At 71.1% G+C, this 20336-nt stretch carries 17 protein-coding genes; 2 read left to right on the top strand and 15 right to left on the bottom strand.

Annotated elements, in window-relative coordinates; translation table 11 throughout:
* Positions 1-4 precede the first annotated feature (4 nt).
* From uvrA to FB391_RS06380, 8 genes are all read right to left on the bottom strand, one after another.
* Positions 5-2932, bottom strand: coding sequence for an excinuclease ABC subunit UvrA (gene uvrA, locus FB391_RS06415; protein WP_141893687.1), 2928 nt, complete (start codon positions 2930-2932; stop codon positions 5-7).
* 42 nt (positions 2933-2974) lie between these two features.
* Entirely contained in the window at positions 2975-3556 is a 582-nt protein-coding gene (locus FB391_RS06410) for a hypothetical protein (protein ID WP_141893546.1), read from the bottom strand.
* Positions 3553-4869, bottom strand: coding sequence for a DUF58 domain-containing protein (locus tag FB391_RS06405; protein WP_141893545.1), 1317 nt, complete (start codon positions 4867-4869; stop codon positions 3553-3555). The genes FB391_RS06410 and FB391_RS06405 overlap by 4 nt, the downstream gene beginning before the upstream one ends.
* Positions 4866-5855, bottom strand: coding sequence for an AAA family ATPase (locus tag FB391_RS06400; protein WP_141893544.1), 990 nt, complete (start codon positions 5853-5855; stop codon positions 4866-4868). Before FB391_RS06400 ends, FB391_RS06405 begins: the two co-directional genes overlap by 4 nt.
* Entirely contained in the window at positions 5855-6325 is a 471-nt protein-coding gene (locus FB391_RS06395) for a hypothetical protein (protein WP_141893543.1), read from the bottom strand. Before FB391_RS06395 ends, FB391_RS06400 begins: the two co-directional genes overlap by 1 nt.
* Positions 6322-7062, bottom strand: coding sequence for a DUF4129 domain-containing protein (locus FB391_RS06390; protein ID WP_141893542.1), 741 nt, complete (start codon positions 7060-7062; stop codon positions 6322-6324). The genes FB391_RS06395 and FB391_RS06390 overlap by 4 nt, the downstream gene beginning before the upstream one ends.
* Before the next feature lie 144 nt (positions 7063-7206).
* On the bottom strand, positions 7207-9633 hold the full coding sequence (locus tag FB391_RS06385) for a 5'-nucleotidase C-terminal domain-containing protein (protein ID WP_141893541.1): 2427 nt from the start codon (positions 9631-9633) through the stop codon (positions 7207-7209).
* 169 nt (positions 9634-9802) lie between these two features.
* The gene (locus FB391_RS06380; RefSeq protein ID WP_141893540.1) at positions 9803-10246 is read right to left on the bottom strand and encodes a MarR family winged helix-turn-helix transcriptional regulator; all 444 of its coding nucleotides are present in this window, start codon (positions 10244-10246) and stop codon (positions 9803-9805) included.
* A 39-nt stretch (positions 10247-10285) separates the two neighbouring features.
* On the opposite strand from FB391_RS06380, the gene FB391_RS06375 reads away from it, so the two are divergent.
* Entirely contained in the window at positions 10286-10546 is a 261-nt protein-coding gene (locus tag FB391_RS06375) for a hypothetical protein (protein ID WP_141893539.1), read from the top strand.
* 59 nt (positions 10547-10605) lie between these two features.
* On the opposite strand, the gene uvrB is transcribed toward FB391_RS06375, so the two are convergent.
* The 3 genes from uvrB to coaE all read right to left on the bottom strand — a co-directional run bounded on the left by uvrB (position 10606) and on the right by coaE (position 14090).
* On the bottom strand, positions 10606-12687 hold the full coding sequence (gene uvrB, locus FB391_RS06370) for an excinuclease ABC subunit UvrB (RefSeq protein WP_141893538.1): 2082 nt from the start codon (positions 12685-12687) through the stop codon (positions 10606-10608).
* A 72-nt stretch (positions 12688-12759) separates the two neighbouring features.
* Entirely contained in the window at positions 12760-13413 is a 654-nt protein-coding gene (locus FB391_RS06365; protein WP_141893537.1) for a hypothetical protein, read from the bottom strand.
* A gap of 53 nt (positions 13414-13466) precedes the next feature.
* Positions 13467-14090, bottom strand: coding sequence for a dephospho-CoA kinase (gene coaE, locus FB391_RS06360; RefSeq protein ID WP_141893536.1), 624 nt, complete (start codon positions 14088-14090; stop codon positions 13467-13469).
* Between the two features lie 307 nt (positions 14091-14397).
* Between coaE and FB391_RS06355 the strand changes: the two genes are divergently transcribed.
* Positions 14398-15195, top strand: a complete 798-nt coding sequence (locus FB391_RS06355; RefSeq protein ID WP_141893535.1) for a response regulator transcription factor — start codon at positions 14398-14400, stop codon at positions 15193-15195.
* Between the two features lie 32 nt (positions 15196-15227).
* Here the strand turns inward: FB391_RS06355 and FB391_RS06350 are convergent, their stop codons facing one another.
* From FB391_RS06350 to rpsA, 4 genes are all read right to left on the bottom strand, one after another.
* A complete protein-coding gene (locus tag FB391_RS06350) occupies positions 15228-16391 on the bottom strand; it encodes a hypothetical protein (RefSeq protein ID WP_141893534.1) in 1164 nt (387 codons plus the stop codon).
* Complete coding sequence (locus FB391_RS06345) at positions 16388-17986, bottom strand: sensor histidine kinase (RefSeq protein ID WP_246093375.1); 1599 nt, start codon at positions 17984-17986, stop codon at positions 16388-16390. Before FB391_RS06345 ends, FB391_RS06350 begins: the two co-directional genes overlap by 4 nt.
* A gap of 117 nt (positions 17987-18103) precedes the next feature.
* Positions 18104-18637 carry a GIY-YIG nuclease family protein gene (locus FB391_RS06340; protein ID WP_141893686.1) on the bottom strand — a complete coding sequence of 178 codons (534 nt, stop codon included), beginning with the start codon at positions 18635-18637 and terminating at the stop codon, positions 18104-18106.
* A 150-nt stretch (positions 18638-18787) separates the two neighbouring features.
* Entirely contained in the window at positions 18788-20236 is a 1449-nt protein-coding gene (gene rpsA, locus FB391_RS06335; protein WP_141893532.1) for a 30S ribosomal protein S1, read from the bottom strand.
* Positions 20237-20336 lie beyond the last annotated feature (100 nt).

Raw genomic sequence — 20336 nt, 5'->3', positions numbered from 1 at the left:
CCGCTCAGCCGGCCTTGCGGGCCCCGACGAGCTCGGGCACCGCGTGCGTCGGCGTGCTCAGGCCGAGCACCTCGGCGAGGAACGCGCCGGTGTGGCTTCCCTCGGCGCGTGCGACCTGCTCGGGCGTTCCGGTCGCGATGACCTGCCCACCGCCGGCGCCGCCCTCGGGACCGAGGTCGATGACCCAGTCGGACGACTTGATCACGTCGAGGTTGTGCTCGATCACGATGACGCTGTTGCCCTTGTCGACGAGCCCGTTGAGCACTTCGAGCAGCTTGCGGACGTCCTCGAAATGCAGACCCGTCGTCGGCTCGTCGAGCACGTAGATCGACCGGCCGTTCGTGCGGCGCTGCAGCTCGGTCGCGAGCTTGACGCGCTGCGCCTCGCCGCCCGAGAGTGTCGTCGCCGACTGGCCCAGGCGCACGTAGCCGAGTCCGACGTCGACCAGCGTCTTGAGGTAGCGGTGGATCGCCTGGATCGGCTCGAAGAACTCGGCCGCCTCGGCGATCGGCATCTCGAGCACCTCGGCGATGTTCTTGCCCTTGTAGTGCACGGCGAGGGTGTCGCGGTTGTACCGCTTGCCGTGGCACACCTCGCAGTCGACGTACACGTCGGGCAGGAAGTTCATCTCGATCTTGATCGTGCCGTCGCCCGAGCACGCCTCGCAGCGGCCGCCCTTGACGTTGAAGCTGAAGCGGCCCGGCTGGTAGCCGCGCACCTTCGCCTCCGGCGTCTCGCTGAAGAGGGTGCGGATGCGGTCGAACACGCCGGTGTAGGTGGCCGGGTTCGAGCGCGGGGTGCGGCCGATGGGCGCCTGGTCGACGTGCACGACCTTGTCGAGGTTCTCGAGGCCGGTCACGCGCGTGTGCTTGCCGGCGACGCGACGCGCGCCGTTGAGGCGCGTGGCGAGGACCTGATAGAGGATGCCGTTGACGAGCGACGACTTGCCCGAGCCGCTCACTCCCGTGACCGCCGTCAGCACCCCGAGCGGGAAGTCGACGGTGACGTTCTTGAGGTTGTTCTCGCGCGCGCCGACCACGGTCACCTGGCGCTTCTTGTCGATCTTGCGGCGCTTCTTGGGCGTCGCGATCGCGCGGCGGCCCGACAGGTAGTCGCCCGTGATCGAGTCGGTGTCGGCGAGGAGCTCGCCGATCGGGCCCGAATGCACGACCTCGCCGCCGTTGACGCCGGCGCCCGGTCCGATGTCGACGACCCAGTCGGCCGCGTGGATGGTCTCTTCGTCGTGCTCGACGACGATGAGCGTGTTGCCGAGGTCGCGCAGCGCCACGAGCGTCTCGATGAGGCGCCGGTTGTCGCGCTGGTGCAGACCGATCGACGGCTCGTCGAGCACGTACAGGACGCCCGTGAGGCCCGAGCCGATCTGCGTCGCGAGACGGATCCGCTGCGCCTCGCCGCCCGACAGGGTCGCCGCGGCGCGGCTCAGGCTGAGGTAGTCCAGCCCGACGCGGATGAGGAAGTCCAGGCGCAGCCGGATCTCGCGCAGGACGGCGGCCGCGATGGTCGCCTCGCGGTCGGTCAGCGTCAGCTTCGCGAAGTACTCGCGCGCCTCGCCGAGGCTCAGGCGCGAGGCATCCGCGATGGAATGCCCGTGGACGAGCACCGCCAGCACCTCGGGCTTCAGCCGGTCGCCGTCGCACACGGGGCACGGCACCTCGCGGAGGTACTCGGACCACCGCTGGCGCTGCGTGTCGGACTCGGCCTGCGTGTACTGGCGCTCGATGTAGGGCACCACGCCCTCGAAGCCCGACGAGTACCGCATCTCACGGCCGTAGCGGTTCTTCCACCGCACCGTGACCTTGTAGTTCTCCCCGCGCAGCACGGCCTCGCGCACCGCTTCGGGCAGCATGCGCCACGGCGTGTCGAGCGAGAAGCCGAGATCGCTCGCGAGTCCCTCAAGCAGTCGCTCGTAGTACTGGAAGAGGCCCTTGCCCTGCGTCGTCCACGGGATGATGACACCCTCGCGGATCGAGAGGTCCTCGTCGCCGAGCATCAGGTCGACGTCCACCGACATGCGCGTGCCGAGGCCCGAGCAGGCCGGGCACGCACCGAAGGGCGCGTTGAACGAGAAGGTGCGCGGCTCGATCTCGGTCAGCTGCAGAGGGTGGCCGTTCGGGCACGCGAGCTTCTCGGAGAACGACTGCCACGCGTCGTCGCCCTCTTCGTCGACGAAGTTGACCTGCATGACGCCACCCGCGAGCGACAGCGCCGTCTCGACCGAATCGGTGACGCGATCGAGGATGCCGGGCGCGGCGACGAGTCGGTCGACGACGACCGCGATGTCGTGCTTGTAGCTCTTCTTGAGCGCGGGCGGCTCGGCGAGCTGCACCAGCTCGCCGTCGACGATGGCACGTGCGTACCCCTTCGCGCCGAGCTCTTTGAAGAGGTCGACGAACTCGCCCTTCTTCTGCGTGACGACGGGGGCGACGATCTGATAGCGGGTGCGCTCAGGCAGGTCGATGAGCTGATCCGCGATCTGCTGCACCGTCTGGCGCTGGATCTCGGCGCCGCAATCCGGGCAGTGCGGCACGCCGATGCGGGCCCACAGCAGACGCATGTAGTCGTGGATCTCGGTGATCGTGCCGACCGTCGAGCGCGGGTTGCGGTTGGTCGACTTCTGGTCGATCGACACCGCCGGGCTGAGGCCCTCGATGAAGTCGACATCCGGCCGGTCGACCTGCCCGAGGAACTGGCGGGCGTACGCGCTCAAGGACTCGACGTAGCGCCGCTGGCCCTCGGCGAAGATCGTGTCGAACGCGAGGCTGGACTTGCCCGATCCCGACAGGCCGGTGAACACGACGAGCGAATCCCGGGGGATGTCGAGATCGACGTCCTTGAGGTTGTGCACGCGGGCACCGCGGACGCTGAGCTTTCCGCTGGTGCCGAGGGGGTTCGCAGACGGGCTGGCGGTCATGTTTCCGGGCAGGGCGACAGGGACGATGGGCACCCGTCAAGTCTAGGCGGGGCCTCCGACATCGGCTCCGGATCGTCCTGGCGGTGCGCTGTGAACCGCCGGAGCATCCGCATCCGCGCGGCGCAGCGCATGCAGCCCGAACGCCACGGCCACCACCAGGAGCGCCGCGCCGGCGAGCGCGGCCCACGCGATCCCGGTCCCCGTCTCGGGCGCCGCGAGCACCGCGACGCCGATGGCGAGGGGCTGTGCGATCAGCTGCACCGCGACGAACCGGCGCAGCGTGGGCACCAGCGCGCGCACCGAGATCCACGACGACGCCGGGACGATCCACGACAGCGAGGCGAGCACATGGATCGCATGCACGACCAGCACCCCGATGGCGGTGTGCGCCGGATCCGGATCGGCGAACAGCATCCCGAGCCCCACGCACGCCGCGCCGCCCCAGCCGGCGAGCGAGCGCGGCACGATCGCACCGACCACCGCCGCCGCGATCGCGACGCCGCGCCACAGCGGCACCGGGACGAGGACCATGGCGCCGGCCGCGGTGACGGTCACGAGGAGGACCCGCAGCAGCACGGCGGGCATGCCGGCGCGCACCCGGAGGGTGTGAGCGCGGCGCGTCATCGCCGCACCGCCCGCAGCCGGCGCTGGCCGCGCGCGGCGATCCGCAGCGCGGTGTCGGGTGACCCCGCGGCCCACGGCACGACGTCGATCCCCGTCGCGCGCAGCTCGGCGAACACGTCGTCCCGCTCGGCGAGGACGGTGCGCATCGCGAGCAGCTGCTCACGGCCGAGACGGTCCGCGTGCGGCACGGGCAGGACGTCCACGGCGACCACGGCATGACCGGCGGCTCGCCATCGCGTGGCGAGCTCGGCCGCGGCGCCGTCGAAGAACGTCGACAGCACGAACACGATGGAGCCATGCGCGATCACCGGCGTGCGTCGGTACCGGACCTCGACATCGCTCGCCCCCGTCGCCGCGATCACGTCGCGCAGGCGGGCCAGCTGGCGCGCGCCGGCGCCGGCGCGCACCGTGCGGCCGCCCGGCGCGAGCACGTGGTACGCGACGCGGTCGCCCGCCTGGACGGCGGAGGTCGCGATCGACAGCGCGGCCTGCCGCGCCAGGTCCAGCGACGTCACGCCGCTGTGCTCGGGGTCGTCGGTCCCCCAGGTCACGACCGCCTCGCCGAGGTCGTCGGCGGTGTCGATGGCGATGACGACGGTGCTGTCGCTCAGCGCCTGGGTGCGCCTGACCAGCAGGTCGCCCGGCCGCCGCGCCAGTCGCGCGGTCGCCCGCCAGTCGACGCGCCGCAGCTCGTCTCCGGGGGCGAACGGATGGATGTCGCGGAAGTCGCCGCCCTGTCCCGGACGCGCGCCCTCGTGCCCGCCGTGCAGCCCGGTGAGCCGCAGCGCCACCGGAAGCTGCTGCAGCGGCACCGTCTCGGGCACGGCGTTCCACGTGAGGGCCGTGCGCGGACTGGCCCCGGTGACCCACGCGCCGTCCAGGTCCACGCCGCGCGCGGTGAGCGCGGTCAGCTCGGTCGGCCCCGTGTGGCGCAGCCGGCTGCGCGTGCGCAGCCTGCCATCGCCCGGCTCGACGTCGGCGAGGCCCGTGCGCAGCCCGCCCTGATCGACGGCGAGCTGCACCCAGTCCGCCGCGAGTGCGGCATCCACCTCGCCCGCGACGACGCTCTCATGCGGGACGTCCGAGGCGGCGCGCGCCGACACCGCGAGGCGGAGGATGCCGGCGGCCGGGCGCCGCGCGAGCGCCCACGCCGTCGCGAGCCCGAGCGGAAGCGCGACGGCGACGAGGTCGGGGCGCGAGAACGCCACACCGGCCGCGGCCAGCAGCACCGCTCCGGCCAGGCCCAGCGCGGTGACCGGCGTCCGCTGCCAGCGCACCGGCACTTCGCTCGTCGCGCGGACGCCCTCGGTCATCGTGCGTGTGCGACGGTCGGCGGGACGGGCACCTGCGCGACGGCCGACGAGACGACCGACGCCGGATCGATGCCCTGCGCCCAGGCCTGCGGGGTCAGCGTGAGGCGGTGCGCGAGCACCGGGACGGCGAGGTGCTTGACGTCGTCGGGACGGACGTAGCCGCGCCCGTCGAGCGCGGCGAACGCGCGCCCCAGCAGCACGAGCGCCTGCGACCCGCGCGGCGACGCGCCCACGGCGACGTGCTGCGCCGTGCGGGTCGCCCGAGCGAGGTCGGTGCAGTAGCGTGCGATGTCGGGGTCGACGTGGATCGTCTCGACGGCACGCTGCAGGCGCAGGAGGCCTTCGGCGTCCAGGACCTGCTCGACGTCGGCATCCGGGCTCTGCCGGCGCACGCGGTCCAGGATGATCTGCGTCTCGCCCTCGGCCGTGGGATAGCCGACCGAGAGCCTCACCATGAAGCGGTCGAGCTGCGCTTCCGGCAGCGCGTAGGTGCCCTCGTACTCGATGGGGTTCGAGGTGGCGATGACGTGGAACGGCGCTGGAAGCGGGAACCTCACGCCCTCGACGGTCACCTGCCGCTCGGCCATCGCCTCGAGCATCGCGGACTGGGTCTTGGGCGTCGTGCGGTTGATCTCGTCCGCGAGGAGCAGCCCCGTGAAGATCGGCCCGGGACGGAAGCGGAACTCCCCCGTGTCGGGGGCGTACACGTAAGAGCCGGTGACATCGCCCGGGAGCATGTCGGGGGTGCACTGCAGCCGGCGGAAGTCCAGCCCGAGGGCCGCCGCGAGGCTGCGGGCGGCGAGCGTCTTGCCGAGCCCGGGGACGTCCTCGAACAGCACGTGCCCGCCGGCGAGCACGGCGGCGAGGGCGACCGTGAGCGGGTCGTCCATCCCGACGATCGCGGTGCGCACACTGGCGAGGACACGCCGACCGAGGTCGGCGATGTCGTCGGGGACGAGGTCGGGTCCAGAGGGTTCCGGATGCATCAGCGCTCCTGGTTCGTGGGGGTCGGAAGGCGGTCGATGGCCGTCATGACGCGCTCGAGGTCCGCGCGCGTCACCTCGGCGCGCGCGAAGGTGTCGCGGATGCCCGCGCCGAGGAGGTCGTCGACAGCGGAGGACTGATCGGGATCGTCCAGGTCGATGCCGAGTCGGGCGAGCCGGTGGCGCAGGACGCGTTCGACGCGCCGGACGATGAGGAAGCCCGCTTCACCGGTGCGGGAGTTGATGTTCCAGCTCAGGCGCGCGACCTCGGATCCGCGCGGCCGCCGTTCGGGACGCGCGGGTGGCCAGGAGCCGTCGTCGGGTAGTCCGGCGCGGCTCAGCAGCCCCACGGCGACGATGAGCAGCAGCCAGGCGGCGGCGAATTCGGCGGGCACGCCGACCCGGTCCAGGAGCACCACGATTCCGGCGCCGGCCGCGACGCCGACGAGGATGAGCAGCACGCGCTTCATCATGACCGCCACTCCTGCTCTATGCGTTCGAGCAGGCGCCGCGCCTCGGCTCGATCCGCCTCGGTCGCGGCGTAGCCGCCGAAGCGCACGCGTTCGTAGAGGACGAGCAGCAAGCGGGCGTCGGCGTCGATCGCCGAGCGCCGCGTGATGATCCGCACAGCGAACTCCCCCGGCGTCTCGCTGATCCCCCGCACGACACCCGAGTCGGCGGCGGCCTCTTCGACGCCGACCCAGGCGGCGATGATGGCGTCTCCGGGGACGGCCGGGAGGTCGATGCGCCGGAGCGCGGCCGCGATCCCCCGCTGGATGACCGCCGCGTCCGGCTGGGCCTCGACGGCGCCGGCACCGCTGGACGCCGCCGCCATCACGGCACCCTCGCGCTCGTCCAGCTCGCGGTTCTCCCACGCCCGCCGAAGGGCGCGGACGACCGCCACGACGAGCAGGGCCAGGAGGGCCGCAGCGACCAGCCCGAGGAGGATGAGGATCACGGTCCGCACGGCACCCGGGTCGGCGCCGGCGGGAAGTTCGGGGAGCGGTTCGCCCGTGGCGGTCGGCTCCGGCGGCTCAGGCTCGGCAGTCTGCGTGATCTGCGACGGCGGAACGGACCGGAATCGCGGCATGCCCTGGACGGCGGCCAGCAGCATCAGGAGCGCCGTCACCGTGGCGACTGCGCCGCCGGCGACGAGCCCGCGCCGCAGGCTCGCTCCCCGCTCTGTGTGTGAGCGGGCGGCGGGTGTCATGACCCCACCCTAGATCCCGCCCGGCATGCGGGCGGGGCTTGCGGCATCCGTGGATGCCCGACGCGGGATGTCACACGTGCAGACGGAACAGGGATGCCGCGAGGCATTGCCCCGCGGCATCCGCTGTCTCTTCTCAGACCCGAGTCACTTCACGATGACCGTCACCTTCGGGCTGGTGGACGACTCCACCGTGTCGCTGCCGCCGTAGGTCACTGACAGTTTGTGCGTTCCCTTGCCGAGCGCGGGCAGCTTGACCTTGACGATTCCGTGGTCCTTCGCCGTGATGGTAGCCGTCGCGATCGGCGTGTCGCCGTCGTAGATCGTCACCTCGCCGGTGACCTTGGTGAGCCGTTCGGCGACCACGATCGTCGTGAACTGGACGGCACCGTTGCCCTTGACGATCAGCTTGTTCGGGATGCCGATCGTCGTGCTGCGCGCCTTGTCGGTCGCGATCGGCACGACGACCGACGTGCCGGTCTGCGCCCCCGTGAGCGTCAACTGCGCCGTTCCGCCGAACGGCAGCGTCTTCGGCAGCGCCACCGAGACCGAAGCGGTGCCGTAGTCGTCGTAGACCGCCGTGCCGATCGTGTTGTCGACGGGGAACGAACCCAGCGCGACACCGTCGAGCGACACCGTGAGCTCGCTGTCCTTGACGTCTGCCGCCGTCGACATCGCCCACGACTTCACGCCGAACGAGACCGTGGCACCCGGGTCGTACGCGCTGGGCGCGCCGGCCGGGAAGCCGACCTCGACGGCGTGCTGGGCGTAGTCGACCGGCAGCGGCGTCGTCGCGGCGAAGGCGGCCATGTAGTCCACCATGGCGGCGAGGTCGGCCTTGCCGGTGTCGCGCTTGCTCGCGCCGTTGTTCAGCTCGAAGAAGTTGTCGCCTCCGGTGGCGAGGAACGAGTTCACGGTGACCGAGTAGGTCGCCGCGGGGTCGATCGCCTCGCCGTTCAGCCACATGCCCGTGACCGTGCCCTTGGGTGCGGTGTACGAGATGGACGATTCGTCGACGTCAGGCGTCTTCGGGTCGTCCTTCTGGAACTCGGTGACGTCCTTCTGCGTGTAGGTGTACGTGAACCCGTCCGACACTCCCAGGCGCAGGAAGGGACGCGTGGCCACCTTGTTGAGCGCATCGCGCTGCCACTGCTGCTCGAGCACCGTCTTGATCTGCGCGCCGGTGAGCTGCATATTGACGAGGGTGTTCGCGAAGGGCTGGACGACAGCGGCCTGCTGGTAGGTGAGCGTCGCCGGGTATCCGCCGGCGTTGCTTCCGACCATGTCCTGGCGGAGGCCGCCGGGGTTCATGAACGCGATCTCGGCGGAACCCGACTCCGGCTGCGCGGTGGCCCACCGCTGCACCTCGGCGACCAGGTTGCCGAGCGTCGACTCGCCGCCGCGGTTCTCGGTGGTGCCGTTGGCCAGCTTGGCGCGGTTGAACGGGCCGGCGATCTTGCCGAGTTCCACGGCGCCCAGCACTTCGGCCTGCTGCTTCGCGTCCGCCGCGATCGCCGCCACCTCGGGGTCGGCCGGGTAGTCCGCGACCCACGTGGTCGTGGTGCCGACGGTGACCGAGTGCTCCAGCGCGAGGATCTTCTGCGTCTTGGCCGCTACGTTGCCGGCGTCGTCGACGGAGAAGACCAGCTGGTTGAGGTTCGTGCCGTACTGGCCGGCCGAGACGACCGGCCGGTCCGTCACCGCACGCCCCTGCGACTGCCACGCCGAGACCGGGAAGGAGCAGTTGTAGGCGAGGTGGGTGTGGCCGGACACGATGGCGTCGACGTCGGGTGACACGCCGTTGACGATGTCGGCCCACGGGCCGGAGTCGTCCATCGTGGCGCAGTCCGTCGACGTCGCTCCCTCGTGGACGAGCATGACCACGATGTCGGCGCCCTCGGCGACGAGGTCTGCGGCCTCGGCGTTGACCGACGTCACGATGTCTTCGACGGTGATGTCGGCGATGCCGCCGGGGCTGACGAGCGTGGGCAGGTCCTCCGTGACCGCACCCACGAAGCCCACCTGAACGCCGCCCACGTCCTTGACCCACGTGGCGGGGACGGCGGGGTCGCCGGTCGTCTTCATCTTGAGGTTTGCGGCGATGTACTGCCACTGCGCGCCGCCGTACGGGTTCGTCGCTGCGTCGTACGGAGCCATGACGCGGTTCACGAGGTCGCCATAGCCCTGGTCGAGCTCGTGGTTGCCGACGGCCGACACCTCGAGCCCGGCGGCGTTGAGCGCGTCGATGGTGGGCTTGTCGTGCTGGATGAACGACTCGAAGGTGGAGGCGCCGATGAGGTCGCCGGCGGCGGCGAACACGGTGTTGGGGTTTGCCGCGCGCAGCTGCTCGACGGCGCCGGCGAGCACGGCCGCGCCGGCCTCGCCGTTGCTGGTGTTGTCGAGGATGCGGCCGTGGAAGTCGTTGGTCGCCAGGATCTGGACGTCGGTCGTCGCGGCGTAGGCGGCGGGGACGGCGAGGCCGCCGGTGGCGAGCGCGGCGACGGTGACGGCCGACGCGCCGAGCGCGACGCGGCGGCGGAGAGACGGGGGTGCGGAACGCGGACCAGAGCGCATGGGTGCTGCTTCTTTCTCGTATGCGATGCATGTCGGTGCGCCGGAGCCGGGCCGGGTTCGGGTAGACCACGTCGCGCCGATTCCGAGACTAAGAGAATCCTCGGCATTCGCCTAGAGGCACGATGAACGGTCCTGCAACGGTTCGGGAACGCCGCCGGAAGAGCTCGCCTCAGCGTGCGCCCGAGAACGGCCGCAGTGCGTCGCGCAGTGCCCGGAGCGCGGCCGCGTCGGTGCCGGCCGCCGCCATGACCCGGCCGGGCACGGCGAGGGCCCGCTCACGCAGGTCCCGCCCCGCTTCGGTGAGGCCCACGTCGAGGACGCGTTCGTCACCGTCACGCCGGGCGCGGGTGACGAGGTCCTGCGCCTCCAGCCGCTTGACCAGCGGCGACAGTGTCGCCGGTTCCAGCGCCAGCTCCTCCGCCAGCTCGCGCAGCGACCGCGGGGACCTCTCCCACAGCGCGAGCATGACGAGGTACTGCGGGTGCGTCAGTCCGAGCGGTTCCAGGATCGGCCGGTACAGACCTACGACGTTGCGCGCCGCGGTCACCAGGGCGAAGCACACCTGGTTGTCGAGCTTGAGCAGGTCGTCGGGGCTGAGGTCGGCGGCATCCATCACCCGCTGATCCTATCGGCACTAATCGTTAGTACACTAATGAACATGTCGCATTCGGATGCCGCCCCCGCCGATCCTCGCCCGCTCCGCGATCGGGTGCGAGAGGCCGGCGGCTGGTACTCGTGGTTCAACACCAAGCTGATCCGGCTGGCCGGTCCGGCGGCGGTCGGCCCCTACGAGACGACTCCCCCACCGACTGCGGCCGAGCGCGCCGAGCGCGCCTGCCCGCTGTGCGGCGCGCCGATCACGCAGCACACGTTCGACCGCTCCGGTCCGAAGCCGCTCATGCACTGCCCCTGACGCGCACGCACTGCGCCGGGGTCCCCGAGCGCCGTTCACCGCCTCAGTGACCCGAGGGATCAGGCGTGGCCGGCGCGCTCCATCGCCCGCAGCTCCTTCTTGAGGTCCTGGACCTCGTCGCGCAGTCGCGCGGCCAGCTCGAACTTGAGCTCGCCGGCAGCCGAGAGCATCTGCTGACTGAGGTCGGCGATCGTCGCTTCGAGCTGCTCGGCACCCTCGGCGCCGATGCCCTCGCGGCGCAGCTGCGGCGTCGGGCTCTTGCCCATGCCCGACTTCGTCTTGGCCGCCGCCTTGCCCCGCAGCATTCGATCCGTGTCGGAGGCCTCGCGCGCGAGCACCTCGGTGATGTCGGCGATCTTCTTGCGCAGCGGCTGGGGGTCGATGCCGTTGGCCTTGTTGTACGCGATCTGCTTCTCGCGGCGCCGATCGGTTTCTTCGATGGCCTTGGCCATCGAGTCCGTCATCGTGTCGGCGTACATGTGCACCTGACCCGACACGTTGCGCGCCGCGCGTCCGATCGTCTGGATGAGCGACGTGCCGCTGCGCAGGAACCCCTCTTTGTCGGCGTCGAGGATCGACACCAGCGAGACCTCGGGCAGGTCGAGGCCCTCGCGCAGCAGGTTGATGCCCACGAGGACGTCGTACACGCCCGCGCGCAGCTCGCTGAGCAGTTCGACGCGGCGCAGCGTGTCGACGTCGGAGTGCAGATAGCGGACGCGGACGCCGTGCTCGCCCAGGAAGTCGGTGAGTTCTTCGGCCATCTTCTTCGTGAGGGTCGTGACGAGCACGCGCTCGTCACGGGCGGCACGGATGCGGATCTCTTCGAGCAGGTCGTCGATCTGGCCCTTCGAGGGCTTCACCACGATCTCGGGGTCGACCAGCCCGGTCGGGCGGATGATCTGCTCGACCACGCCGTCCGCGATGCCCATCTCGTAGCGCCCGGGCGTGGCCGACAGATACACCGTCTGCCCGATGCGGTTCTTGAACTCGTCCCACCGCAGCGGACGGTTGTCCATCGCGCTCGGGAGCCGGAAGCCGTGCTCGACGAGCGTGCGCTTGCGGGAGGCATCCCCTTCGTACATCGCGCCGATCTGAGGGACCGTGACGTGCGACTCGTCGATGACCATGAGGAAGTCGTCGGGGAAGAAGTCGAGCAGCGTGTGGGGCGGTTCCCCCGCGGCGCGGCCGTCGAGATGCCGCGAGTAGTTCTCGATGCCCGAGCAGAAGCCGAGCTGCTGCAGCATCTCGAGGTCGAAGGTCGTGCGCATGCGCAGCCGCTGCGCCTCGAGGAGCTTGTTCTGCGACTCGAGTTCTCTCAGACGCTCGCCCAGCTCGTCCTCGATCGTGCCGATGGCGCGCTGGACCGTCTCGGTGCCTGCGGCGTAGTGCGTCGCCGGGAAGATCGGCACGCTCTCGAGCCGCTGCACGACGTCCCCGGTGAGGGGATGCAGCATGTACAGCGCCTCGATCTCGTCGCCGAACATCTCGATGCGGATGGCATACTCCTCGTACACCGGGATGATCTCGATCGTGTCGCCGCGCACGCGGAAGTTGCCGCGCGAGAAGTCCACGTCGTTGCGGTTGTACTGCATGCCGATGAACTTGCGGATCAGGGCGTCGCGGTCGTACACCTCGCCGACCTGCAGCGCGACCATCGCCCGCAGGTACTCCTCGGGCGAGCCGAGGCCGTAGATGCACGACACCGTGCTGACGACGATGACGTCGCGCCGGCTGAGCAGCGAGTTCGTCGTCGAGTGGCGCAGCCGCTCGACCTCGGCGTTGATCGAAGAGTCCTTCTCGATGAAGGTGTCGGTCTGCGGGACGTACGCCTCGGGCTGGTAGTAGTCGTAGTAGCTGACGAAGTACTCCACCGCGTTGTGGGGCATGAGCTCGCGGAACTCGTTGGCCAGCTGCGCGGCGAGCGTCTTGTTGTGCGCGAGCACGAGCGTCGGCCGCTGCACCGCCTCGACGAGCCAGGCCGTCGTCGCCGATTTGCCGGTGCCGGTCGCGCCGAGCAGCACGATGTCGGTCTCACCCGCGTTGACACGGGCGGCGAGCTCGGCGATCGCCTGCGGCTGGTCGCCCGACGGCGCGTATTCGCTCACGACCTCGAACGGCCGCACGGATCGAGTGGTCTGCACCGATCCAGCGTATGACGGCCCTCGGACATCGGGGCCGGGTTCGCGGTGAGCGGACCCTTCGCCCCGCGTCGTTCACCCGCCGAAGCCGCCCCCGCCGTCGAAGCCGCCACCGAAGCCGCCGTCGAACCCGCCGACGCCGCCGCCGTCGTACGAGCCGCCGTCGAGACCGCCGCCGAACCCGCCGGCATCTACGCCTGCCGCCCCGGAATCGTACGTCTCGCCGACCCATGCCGGCGCGGCGTCGAGCTGCAGCGAGCCCGCGCCCACCGTGTAGTACGCGGCGATCGAGCTCGACACCAGGAACTGGTCGGCCACGAGCACCATGACGCCGGCGTTCCGCAGCATCGACCGCACATCCACCCGGTCGCGCGGATCGTCCGCGACATCCACGGCGGTGACGGCGCCGCCGTCGGCGGCCGCGGCATCCCCCGCCCTCGCGGCGGCGCGCTGTGCGCGATGGTGCTCGGCGCGCCGGACGAGGCGTGCGATCACGGTCGGATCCTCGGCGGCGGCGTCGCGTTCGGACTCCGAGAGGAAGGGACGCAGCTGCTCGAACAGCTCACGGCGCCGTGCGGGCGGCAGATCGGCGAACGCGGTGGCGTGCGCGGATTCGATGACCGAGGCCGGGAGCGTGCCCAGCAGGTAGACGTAGCGCGCGATGCGCTCTTCGTCGGTCGCCGCACGGTAGGGGGTGCGGCCCCGCCGGAACTTCGAGAACACGCCCATGCGGCACCTCCCGTCGGTGTCCAGCGTATGCCCGGGCGTGCCCGTCCGCGCGGTCAGGCGCGCGCGGCCCGCCGGTCGAGGTGCTCGGTCAGGCGCTCCCACAGCTCGTCGACCTGCCGCAGCGTGTCGTCCACCGTCCCGTCGGTGTGGATCACGACGTCGGCGATGCGCAGCCGCGCCTCGTCGGGCACCTGCGACGCCAGGCGTGCGGCGGCCTCGGCCGCGGTGAGCCCGCGCAGTTCCACGAGCCGGCGCTCGCGGACCTCGGCCGGCGCGTGGGCGACGACGATGAGCTCCCACGGATCGTCGACGCGCGCTTCGACCAGCAGCGGCACGTCGTACACCACGACCGCACGGGGGTCGGCGGCGAACGCCTCCGCGAACCTCCGGGCGGACTCCGCCCGCACGGCCGGATGGACGATCGCGTTCAGCCGGGCGATGGCGGCGTCGTCGCCGAACACCTCGGCCCCGAGCGCCGCCCTGTCCAGCGAACCGTCGGGCCGCAGCATCCGCTCTCCGAACGCGCCGGCGATCGCGGCGAGCACCGGGGACCCGGCTGACTGGACGTCGCGCACGATGCGATCGGCGTCCACGATGACGGCGCCGTGCTCGGCCAGCCGCGCGGCGATGGTGGACTTGCCGGAGGCGATGCCTCCGGTGAGGGCGACGAGGGGCATGCTTCGAGGATGCCACGTCCGCCGCGATCCGCGCGGCCCGGGCGAGCCGCAACCCTGCGCGGTTCCTGAGGCGGCCTTGAGGCCGCACTGAGGCCCGCGCGGTAGCCTCGGTCCACCGAAGAGACGAGGAAGCGCCAGTGGTGGTACCCGTCTCCGGCTCGACGGTTCGGCGGTCGTGGGGGCTTCCGCCAGCCCCGTCGGTGCACCGAGGACGCGCGCGGGGCGGGATCTGGGGAGATCTCCCGCCCTCCGCGCGGCCTGCGGCGTTCCGCTGCGCTCTCGAACACGCCATCGGGGGTGGGATATCATGACCGACGTCCAGGAGTCGGCCGAATCTTCGCCGACGCCGGAAGGGGCATCGGTGGAGGAAGCACGCGTCGCCGTCGTCATCGAGGACGAGGACGACATCCGTTCCCTGCTCTCGGTCGTGCTGGCGCAGGCGGGGTTCGAGGTGCACGGCGCCGCGGACGGGGCCGCGGGCGTGGAGCTCGTGCGCGCGCACTCGCCGCTGGTGACGACCCTCGACGTCAACATGCCGGGCATGGACGGCTTCGAGACCGCCAAGCGCATCCGGGCCATCAGCTCGACGTACATCGTGATGCTCAGCGCCCGCACCGAAGAGATCGACGCCCTGCAGGGACTGGAGGCGGGGGCCGACGACTATGTCGCGAAGCCCTTCCGGCCACGTGAGCTGCGGGCGCGCATCGACGCGATGCTGCGCCGCCCGCGCCATCACCTGACGACGTCTCCCGCGTCCGCTCCGGGAGGGGACGAGCCGGCGGACTCGTGGCTCGAGCACCGCGGACTGCGGCTGAACGTCGGCACGCGCATCGTCGAGGTGGACGATGCGGGGATCGACCTCACGCGCAGCGAGTTCGATCTGCTCGCGGACCTGCTGGCCGCGGGCCGGCGCGTGCGCGCCAAGTCCGACCTCGCGCTGATGCTGCGCGGCGACCCGTTCGCGGGCAACTCGTACGTGTCCGACAGCGACGCCCGCGCGATCGAAGTGCACATGGCGAACCTCCGCCGCAAGCTCGGCGAGTCGCCCTCCCAGCCCCGCTGGATCGAGACCGTGCGCGGCGTCGGCTACCGCCTGACCGCCTGATCCCTCCGCGCCGCAGCGGATCCGGGATGCCGCTACTCGGGGTCGCCGACGAGCACCGAGGTGTCGACGTTCGCGGCCGCGCGGCTCGCCGCCTCTCGCGCGACCCTCAGCAGCGCTGCGGGGTCGTATCCGACGGTCTCGCTCAGCCCGACGCCCACACCCACGACGGGGATCACCCCGCCGCCGACGCGGCCCAGGTCGTCGAACAGACCGCGGTAGATCACGCCCGCCTGCCGTCGGGCCTCCTGCGGCGATGACACCACCAGCGCCACCGCGACCCCGGTCGGTCCGTCCTCGGCGACGAGCGCGTTCGTCGGTGCGTGGCGCCGCACGCCGGCGCGCCACGTCTCGGCGACGTTGCCGGCCACCTCGCTCCCGAACGCCGTCGAGATCTGGTCGAGGTCATCGACGCGCACGGCGGTGACCGCGACCGTCTCGGCCCGGCGGGCCGCGCGGCGGCAGAGGCTGTCGAGGGCGCGGGCGAACGCCTCGCCGGTGAGCACGCCGTCCTCCCCCGCGTCGTCGGTGCGCCGCACGTAGCCGCGCATGGGCGCGCGCGAGGCCCGCAGCACCGAGGTCACGACGACGGCGACGATCGTGAGCGTCACGGTGAGGTAGCTCGTCGTGATCGTGCCGAACGCCGTCTCGAACAGCGCGCTGTCCGGGCCGGACGTCACGAAGGCGGTCGTCCGAGACACGTAGTAGAGCGATTGGAACCCGAGCACGGCACCGAGCACCCACGCCGTGCGCGAGTCGCGCATGGCTCCGCGCAGGCACTCGACGGCGCCGGCTCCGGCGAAGACCAGGAGCGGGACGAACATCCACAGGGCGCCCGCCCAGTCCCCGCCGGCGTCGCCCTCCACCGCGACCGCGACCCCCGCGGCCACCACCGCAGCGGCCACGAGCGCCGACGACCACGACATGCGGCGCCCGTTGAAGCGACGGCATCCGAGCCACATGCACCCGGTCCCCGCGACGAAGGCGGCGTTCCCGACCGCCACCGACCACCAGGCGCCGTCGGTCTGCGCCCACACCGTGTACGCCAGCGTCGTGAGCATCGCCGCGAGGAACGCGACCGACCAGATGCGGCCGGCGCCCTCGTCGCGACGCAGCAGCGTCTCGAGGATGAACAGCACGCCGCTGACGTTCACGACGAGTGCGGTCACGACCATCACGCTGGCCAGGTCGAGGATCATGCCGGGCCTCCTTCCGGAGAGATCGCAGGCAGTTTCACGATGAAGGTCGACCCGACGCCGACGGCGCTGTGCAGGCCGAGCTCGCCGCCGTGAGCGCGCACGATGTCGCGCGTGATGGCGAGGCCGAGGCCCGTTCCGGCCCGCCGGTCGGCTCCCGCCTTGTAGTACCGCTCGAACACGCGGGAGCGGTCGGCCTCCGAGATGCCCACACCGGTGTCGCGCACCAGGATCCAGCTCGACGCACCGTCGCTGGTCGTCCCGACGTACACGGTGCCGCCGTCCCTGTTGTACGAGATCGCGTTCGAGACGAGGTTGTCGACCACCTGCCGCAGCCGCAGCGCGTCCGCCCACGCCGTCGCCGGCTCGAGCCCGCTCACGTCGATGGTGATGGCCCGGGCGGCGGCCCGCGTCACCGCGTCCGTCGCGGCGGAGCGCACGAGCAGCTGCAGGTCCAGCGACTGCGGGACCAGCGACGCCTCGACCGACGAGGGAGAAGAGCTCGAGGCGCTGAGGATGTCGGCGACGATGCGCAGCAGTCGCTCCGCATTGCGCTCGGCGACGTCGAGGCCCTCACGGACCGTCGCCGGCGTGTCGGGATCCTCGATCGCCAGGTCGAGGTACCCGAGGATCGAGGTCAGCGGGGTCCGCAGCTCGTGCGACACCGATGCCACGAGATCGTCCCGCGCGCGCAGCGCGGTCAGCTCGGCGGTGACATCCCGCGAGACCACGACGGCGCCCGCGTCCTCGCCGTCGGGGTCCGTGAGTCGCCGCGCCGCGATGGTGAGGGCGCGGCGCGGCCCCGGCTCCACGCCGAACCACACCACCTGGCCGTCGAACGTCTCGCCGCGGCGGGCGCGCTCCAGCGGCAGCTCCGCGCTCGGCAGCGGTGTCGTCCCGTCGTCGCGGAAGGCGGCGACCTCTGCCGTGTCATCGGGCTCCAGGCCCTGCTGCAGCCGGAAGTGCGCCTCGTTGGTCACCGCGAAGCGTCCGTCGGCAGTGATGCGCACCACGCCGAAGTCGACGGCGTCGAGCACCTCGGTGACGATCTGCTCCTGTCGCCTGGTGCGATCGAGGATGCTGCGCAGCAGCTGCGATTGCTTGGCCAGCAGCGTGCGCTGGGCATCGGAGCGGCGTGAGTTCAGGTGGCTGGTGGCCGCGACGGCGATGAGCACGAGCGGCAGCAGCAAGGTGCGGTAGGTGACCTCGGTGGCGTTCTGCACCGTGAGCACGCTGATGACGCCCGCGATCGCGACGATCACGCCGAACAGGCCGAGCGGGCCGAAGCCGCCGGCGAGCCAGGTCGTGGGGAAGATCCACAGCAGCCCGAGCACCGAGTCCGGTGCCGCGATCTGCATGATCGTGATGGCGAGGATGTCGACCGCGGGGATCACGGCCACCCAGCCGTAGGGCAGCTGGTTCCACGGCACCACGAGCGTCGCCGCCGTGACGATGACCACGACGACCAGGCCGACGAAGAACATCACGGTGTCGCCGGGGAACGGCCCGAGCACCACGAGCACGCCCAGCACGAACACGACCGCGGCCAGCAGCAGCTGGTTGAGCATGGCGGTCCGCCCGCGGGTGCGGTCCGCCACGTCGGGGGCCGCGTGGGCGCGCGACCGTGATCCGGGCCTCCCCGTTCCCCCCGGCGTCGCGGCGCTCACACTGTGAACGTAATGGATGCCGCGACCCACGGCATCCACCAATGCAGGTCACAGCCGCGACGCGACGGCCTCGCTGATCCAGCGGGCGTGCAGCGCCCAGGGGTCGTCGACCCCGACGGCCAGCACCGCGACGTGCGCGGCGAGCGGCTCGGAGATGCGGAACCACTCGGTTCCGGGATGCCGGTCGGCGGCGAACTGCGCATGCCGGGCCCGCTCGACCGCGCGTCCGCCGCGCTCGAACGCCAGCAGCTCGTCGTGCCAGATGGCGGCGAAGCGCTGACGAGGATTGCCCGTCGTGCCGATCTTGATGCGGTCGGCGTACCGAAGGTAGTAGACGACGTCGACGCGCGGCGGCGCGATCTCGGCGTCGGGGACCTCGCCATGGCGCCACTCGCAGACGGCGCACAGCCACCCCGACGGGTAGTGCACGCCGAGCCGCGACCCGCACAGCCGGCACGGAGACGGCAGCGTGTCGGTCACGCCATACGCCGCCTCGCCCCACTCGACGACGGCAGCGAGATGGCGCTCGCACAGCGGCACGGGCGCACCGGACGGCACCGGGCCGCGGCATCCCTCGTCCATCAGGCAGCGCGACGCGACAGGTCTCACAGGCACATCGCGACGGTACCCGGCCCCTCCGACATCGCGAGAACGCGGAAGGGGCCGCCGCCTTTCGGCGACGGCCCCTTCCGGACCAGACGGTTCAGCGAACCGCGAGCGTCAGCTCTTCGATCAGCGACCCGAGAGCTTCTCGCGCAGAGCGGCGAGGGCCTCGTCGTCCGCGAGCGTGCCCACGGGACCGCTGTCGGACGAGTACGAGGACGAGCCGGTCTCCACCGGAGCGGCGGCCTCGGCCTCGAGGGCCTTGACGACGGCAGCCTTGTGGGCCTCCCAGCGAGCGTGGGCGGCGGCGTACTCCTGCTCCCACTTCTCGCGCTGCTCGTCGAAGCCTTCCTTCCACTGGTTGGTCTCGGAGTCGAAGCCCTCGGGGTACTTGTACTCCCCGTTCTCGTCGTACTCGGTGACCATGCCGTAGAGGGCCGGGTCGAACTCGGTGCCGTAGGGGTCGACCGACTCGTTCGCCTGCTTGAGCGAGAGCGAGATGCGGCGACGCTCGAGGTCGATGTCGATGATCTTGACGAAGACCTCTTCGCCGACCGACACGACCTGCTCGGCGAGCTCGACGTGCTTGCCCGACAGCTCCGAGATGTGCACGAGGCCCTCGATGCCGTCCGCGACGCGCACGAACGCACCGAACGGAACGAGCTTGGTGACCTTGCCCGGCGCGACCTGACCGATCGCGTGGGTGCGGGCGAAGACCTGCCACGGGTCCTCCTGCGTCGCCTTCAGCGACAGCGAGACGCGCTCGCGGTCGAGGTCCACCTCGAGGATCTCGACGGTGACCTCCTGGCCGACCTCGACGACCTCGGACGCGTGCTCGATGTGCTTCCACGAGAGCTCCGAGACGTGGACGAGACCGTCGACGCCACCGAGGTCGACGAACGCACCGAAGTTGACGATCGACGAGACCGTGCCCTTGCGGACCTGGCCCTTGTGGAGGTTGTTGAGGAACGTGGTGCGCGACTCGGACTGCGTCTGCTCGAGCAGGGCGCGGCGCGAGAGCACGACGTTGTTGCGGTTCTTGTCGAGCTCGAGGATCTTCGCCTCGATCTCCTGGCCGAGGTACGGCGTGAGGTCGCGGACGCGGCGCAGCTCGATGAGCGAGGCCGGGAGGAAGCCACGGAGGCCGATGTCGACGATGAGGCCACCCTTGACGACCTCGATCACGGAACCGGTGACGACACCGTCGTTCTCCTTGATCTTCTCGACGTCGCCCCACGCGCGCTCGTACTGTGCGCGCTTCTTGGAGAGGATGAGGCGGCCTTCCTTGTCCTCCTTCTGGAGAACGAGGGCTTCGACCTCGTCGCCGACCTTGACGACCTCGTTGGGGTCGACGTCGTGCTTGATGGAGAGCTCGCGCGAGGGGATGACACCCTCGGTCTTGTAGCCCACGTCGAGGAGGACCTCGTCGCGGTCGATCTTCACCACGGTGCCTTCGATGAGGTCGCCGTCGTTGAAGAACTTGAGGGTCTTCTCGACCGCGGCCAGGAAGTCCTCAGCAGAGCCGATGTCATTGATCGCGACCTGCTTGGTGGCCGTGGCGGTCGTTGCGCTAGTCATGTAGTGGGTTGTCCTTGTTGGGTTGGGATGTCGGGCCCCGGTCCTCAGCGGCCTCCGACGCGCGGACGCGAACGGATGCCTCAGACCGAAGCGAAGCGGA

This window comes from Microbacterium kyungheense, from assembly GCF_006783905.1.
Taxonomy (GTDB): domain Bacteria; phylum Actinomycetota; class Actinomycetes; order Actinomycetales; family Microbacteriaceae; genus Microbacterium; species Microbacterium kyungheense.
Note: the sequence above shows the minus strand (reverse complement) of the source record. Positions and strands in the feature narration are given on the sequence as shown.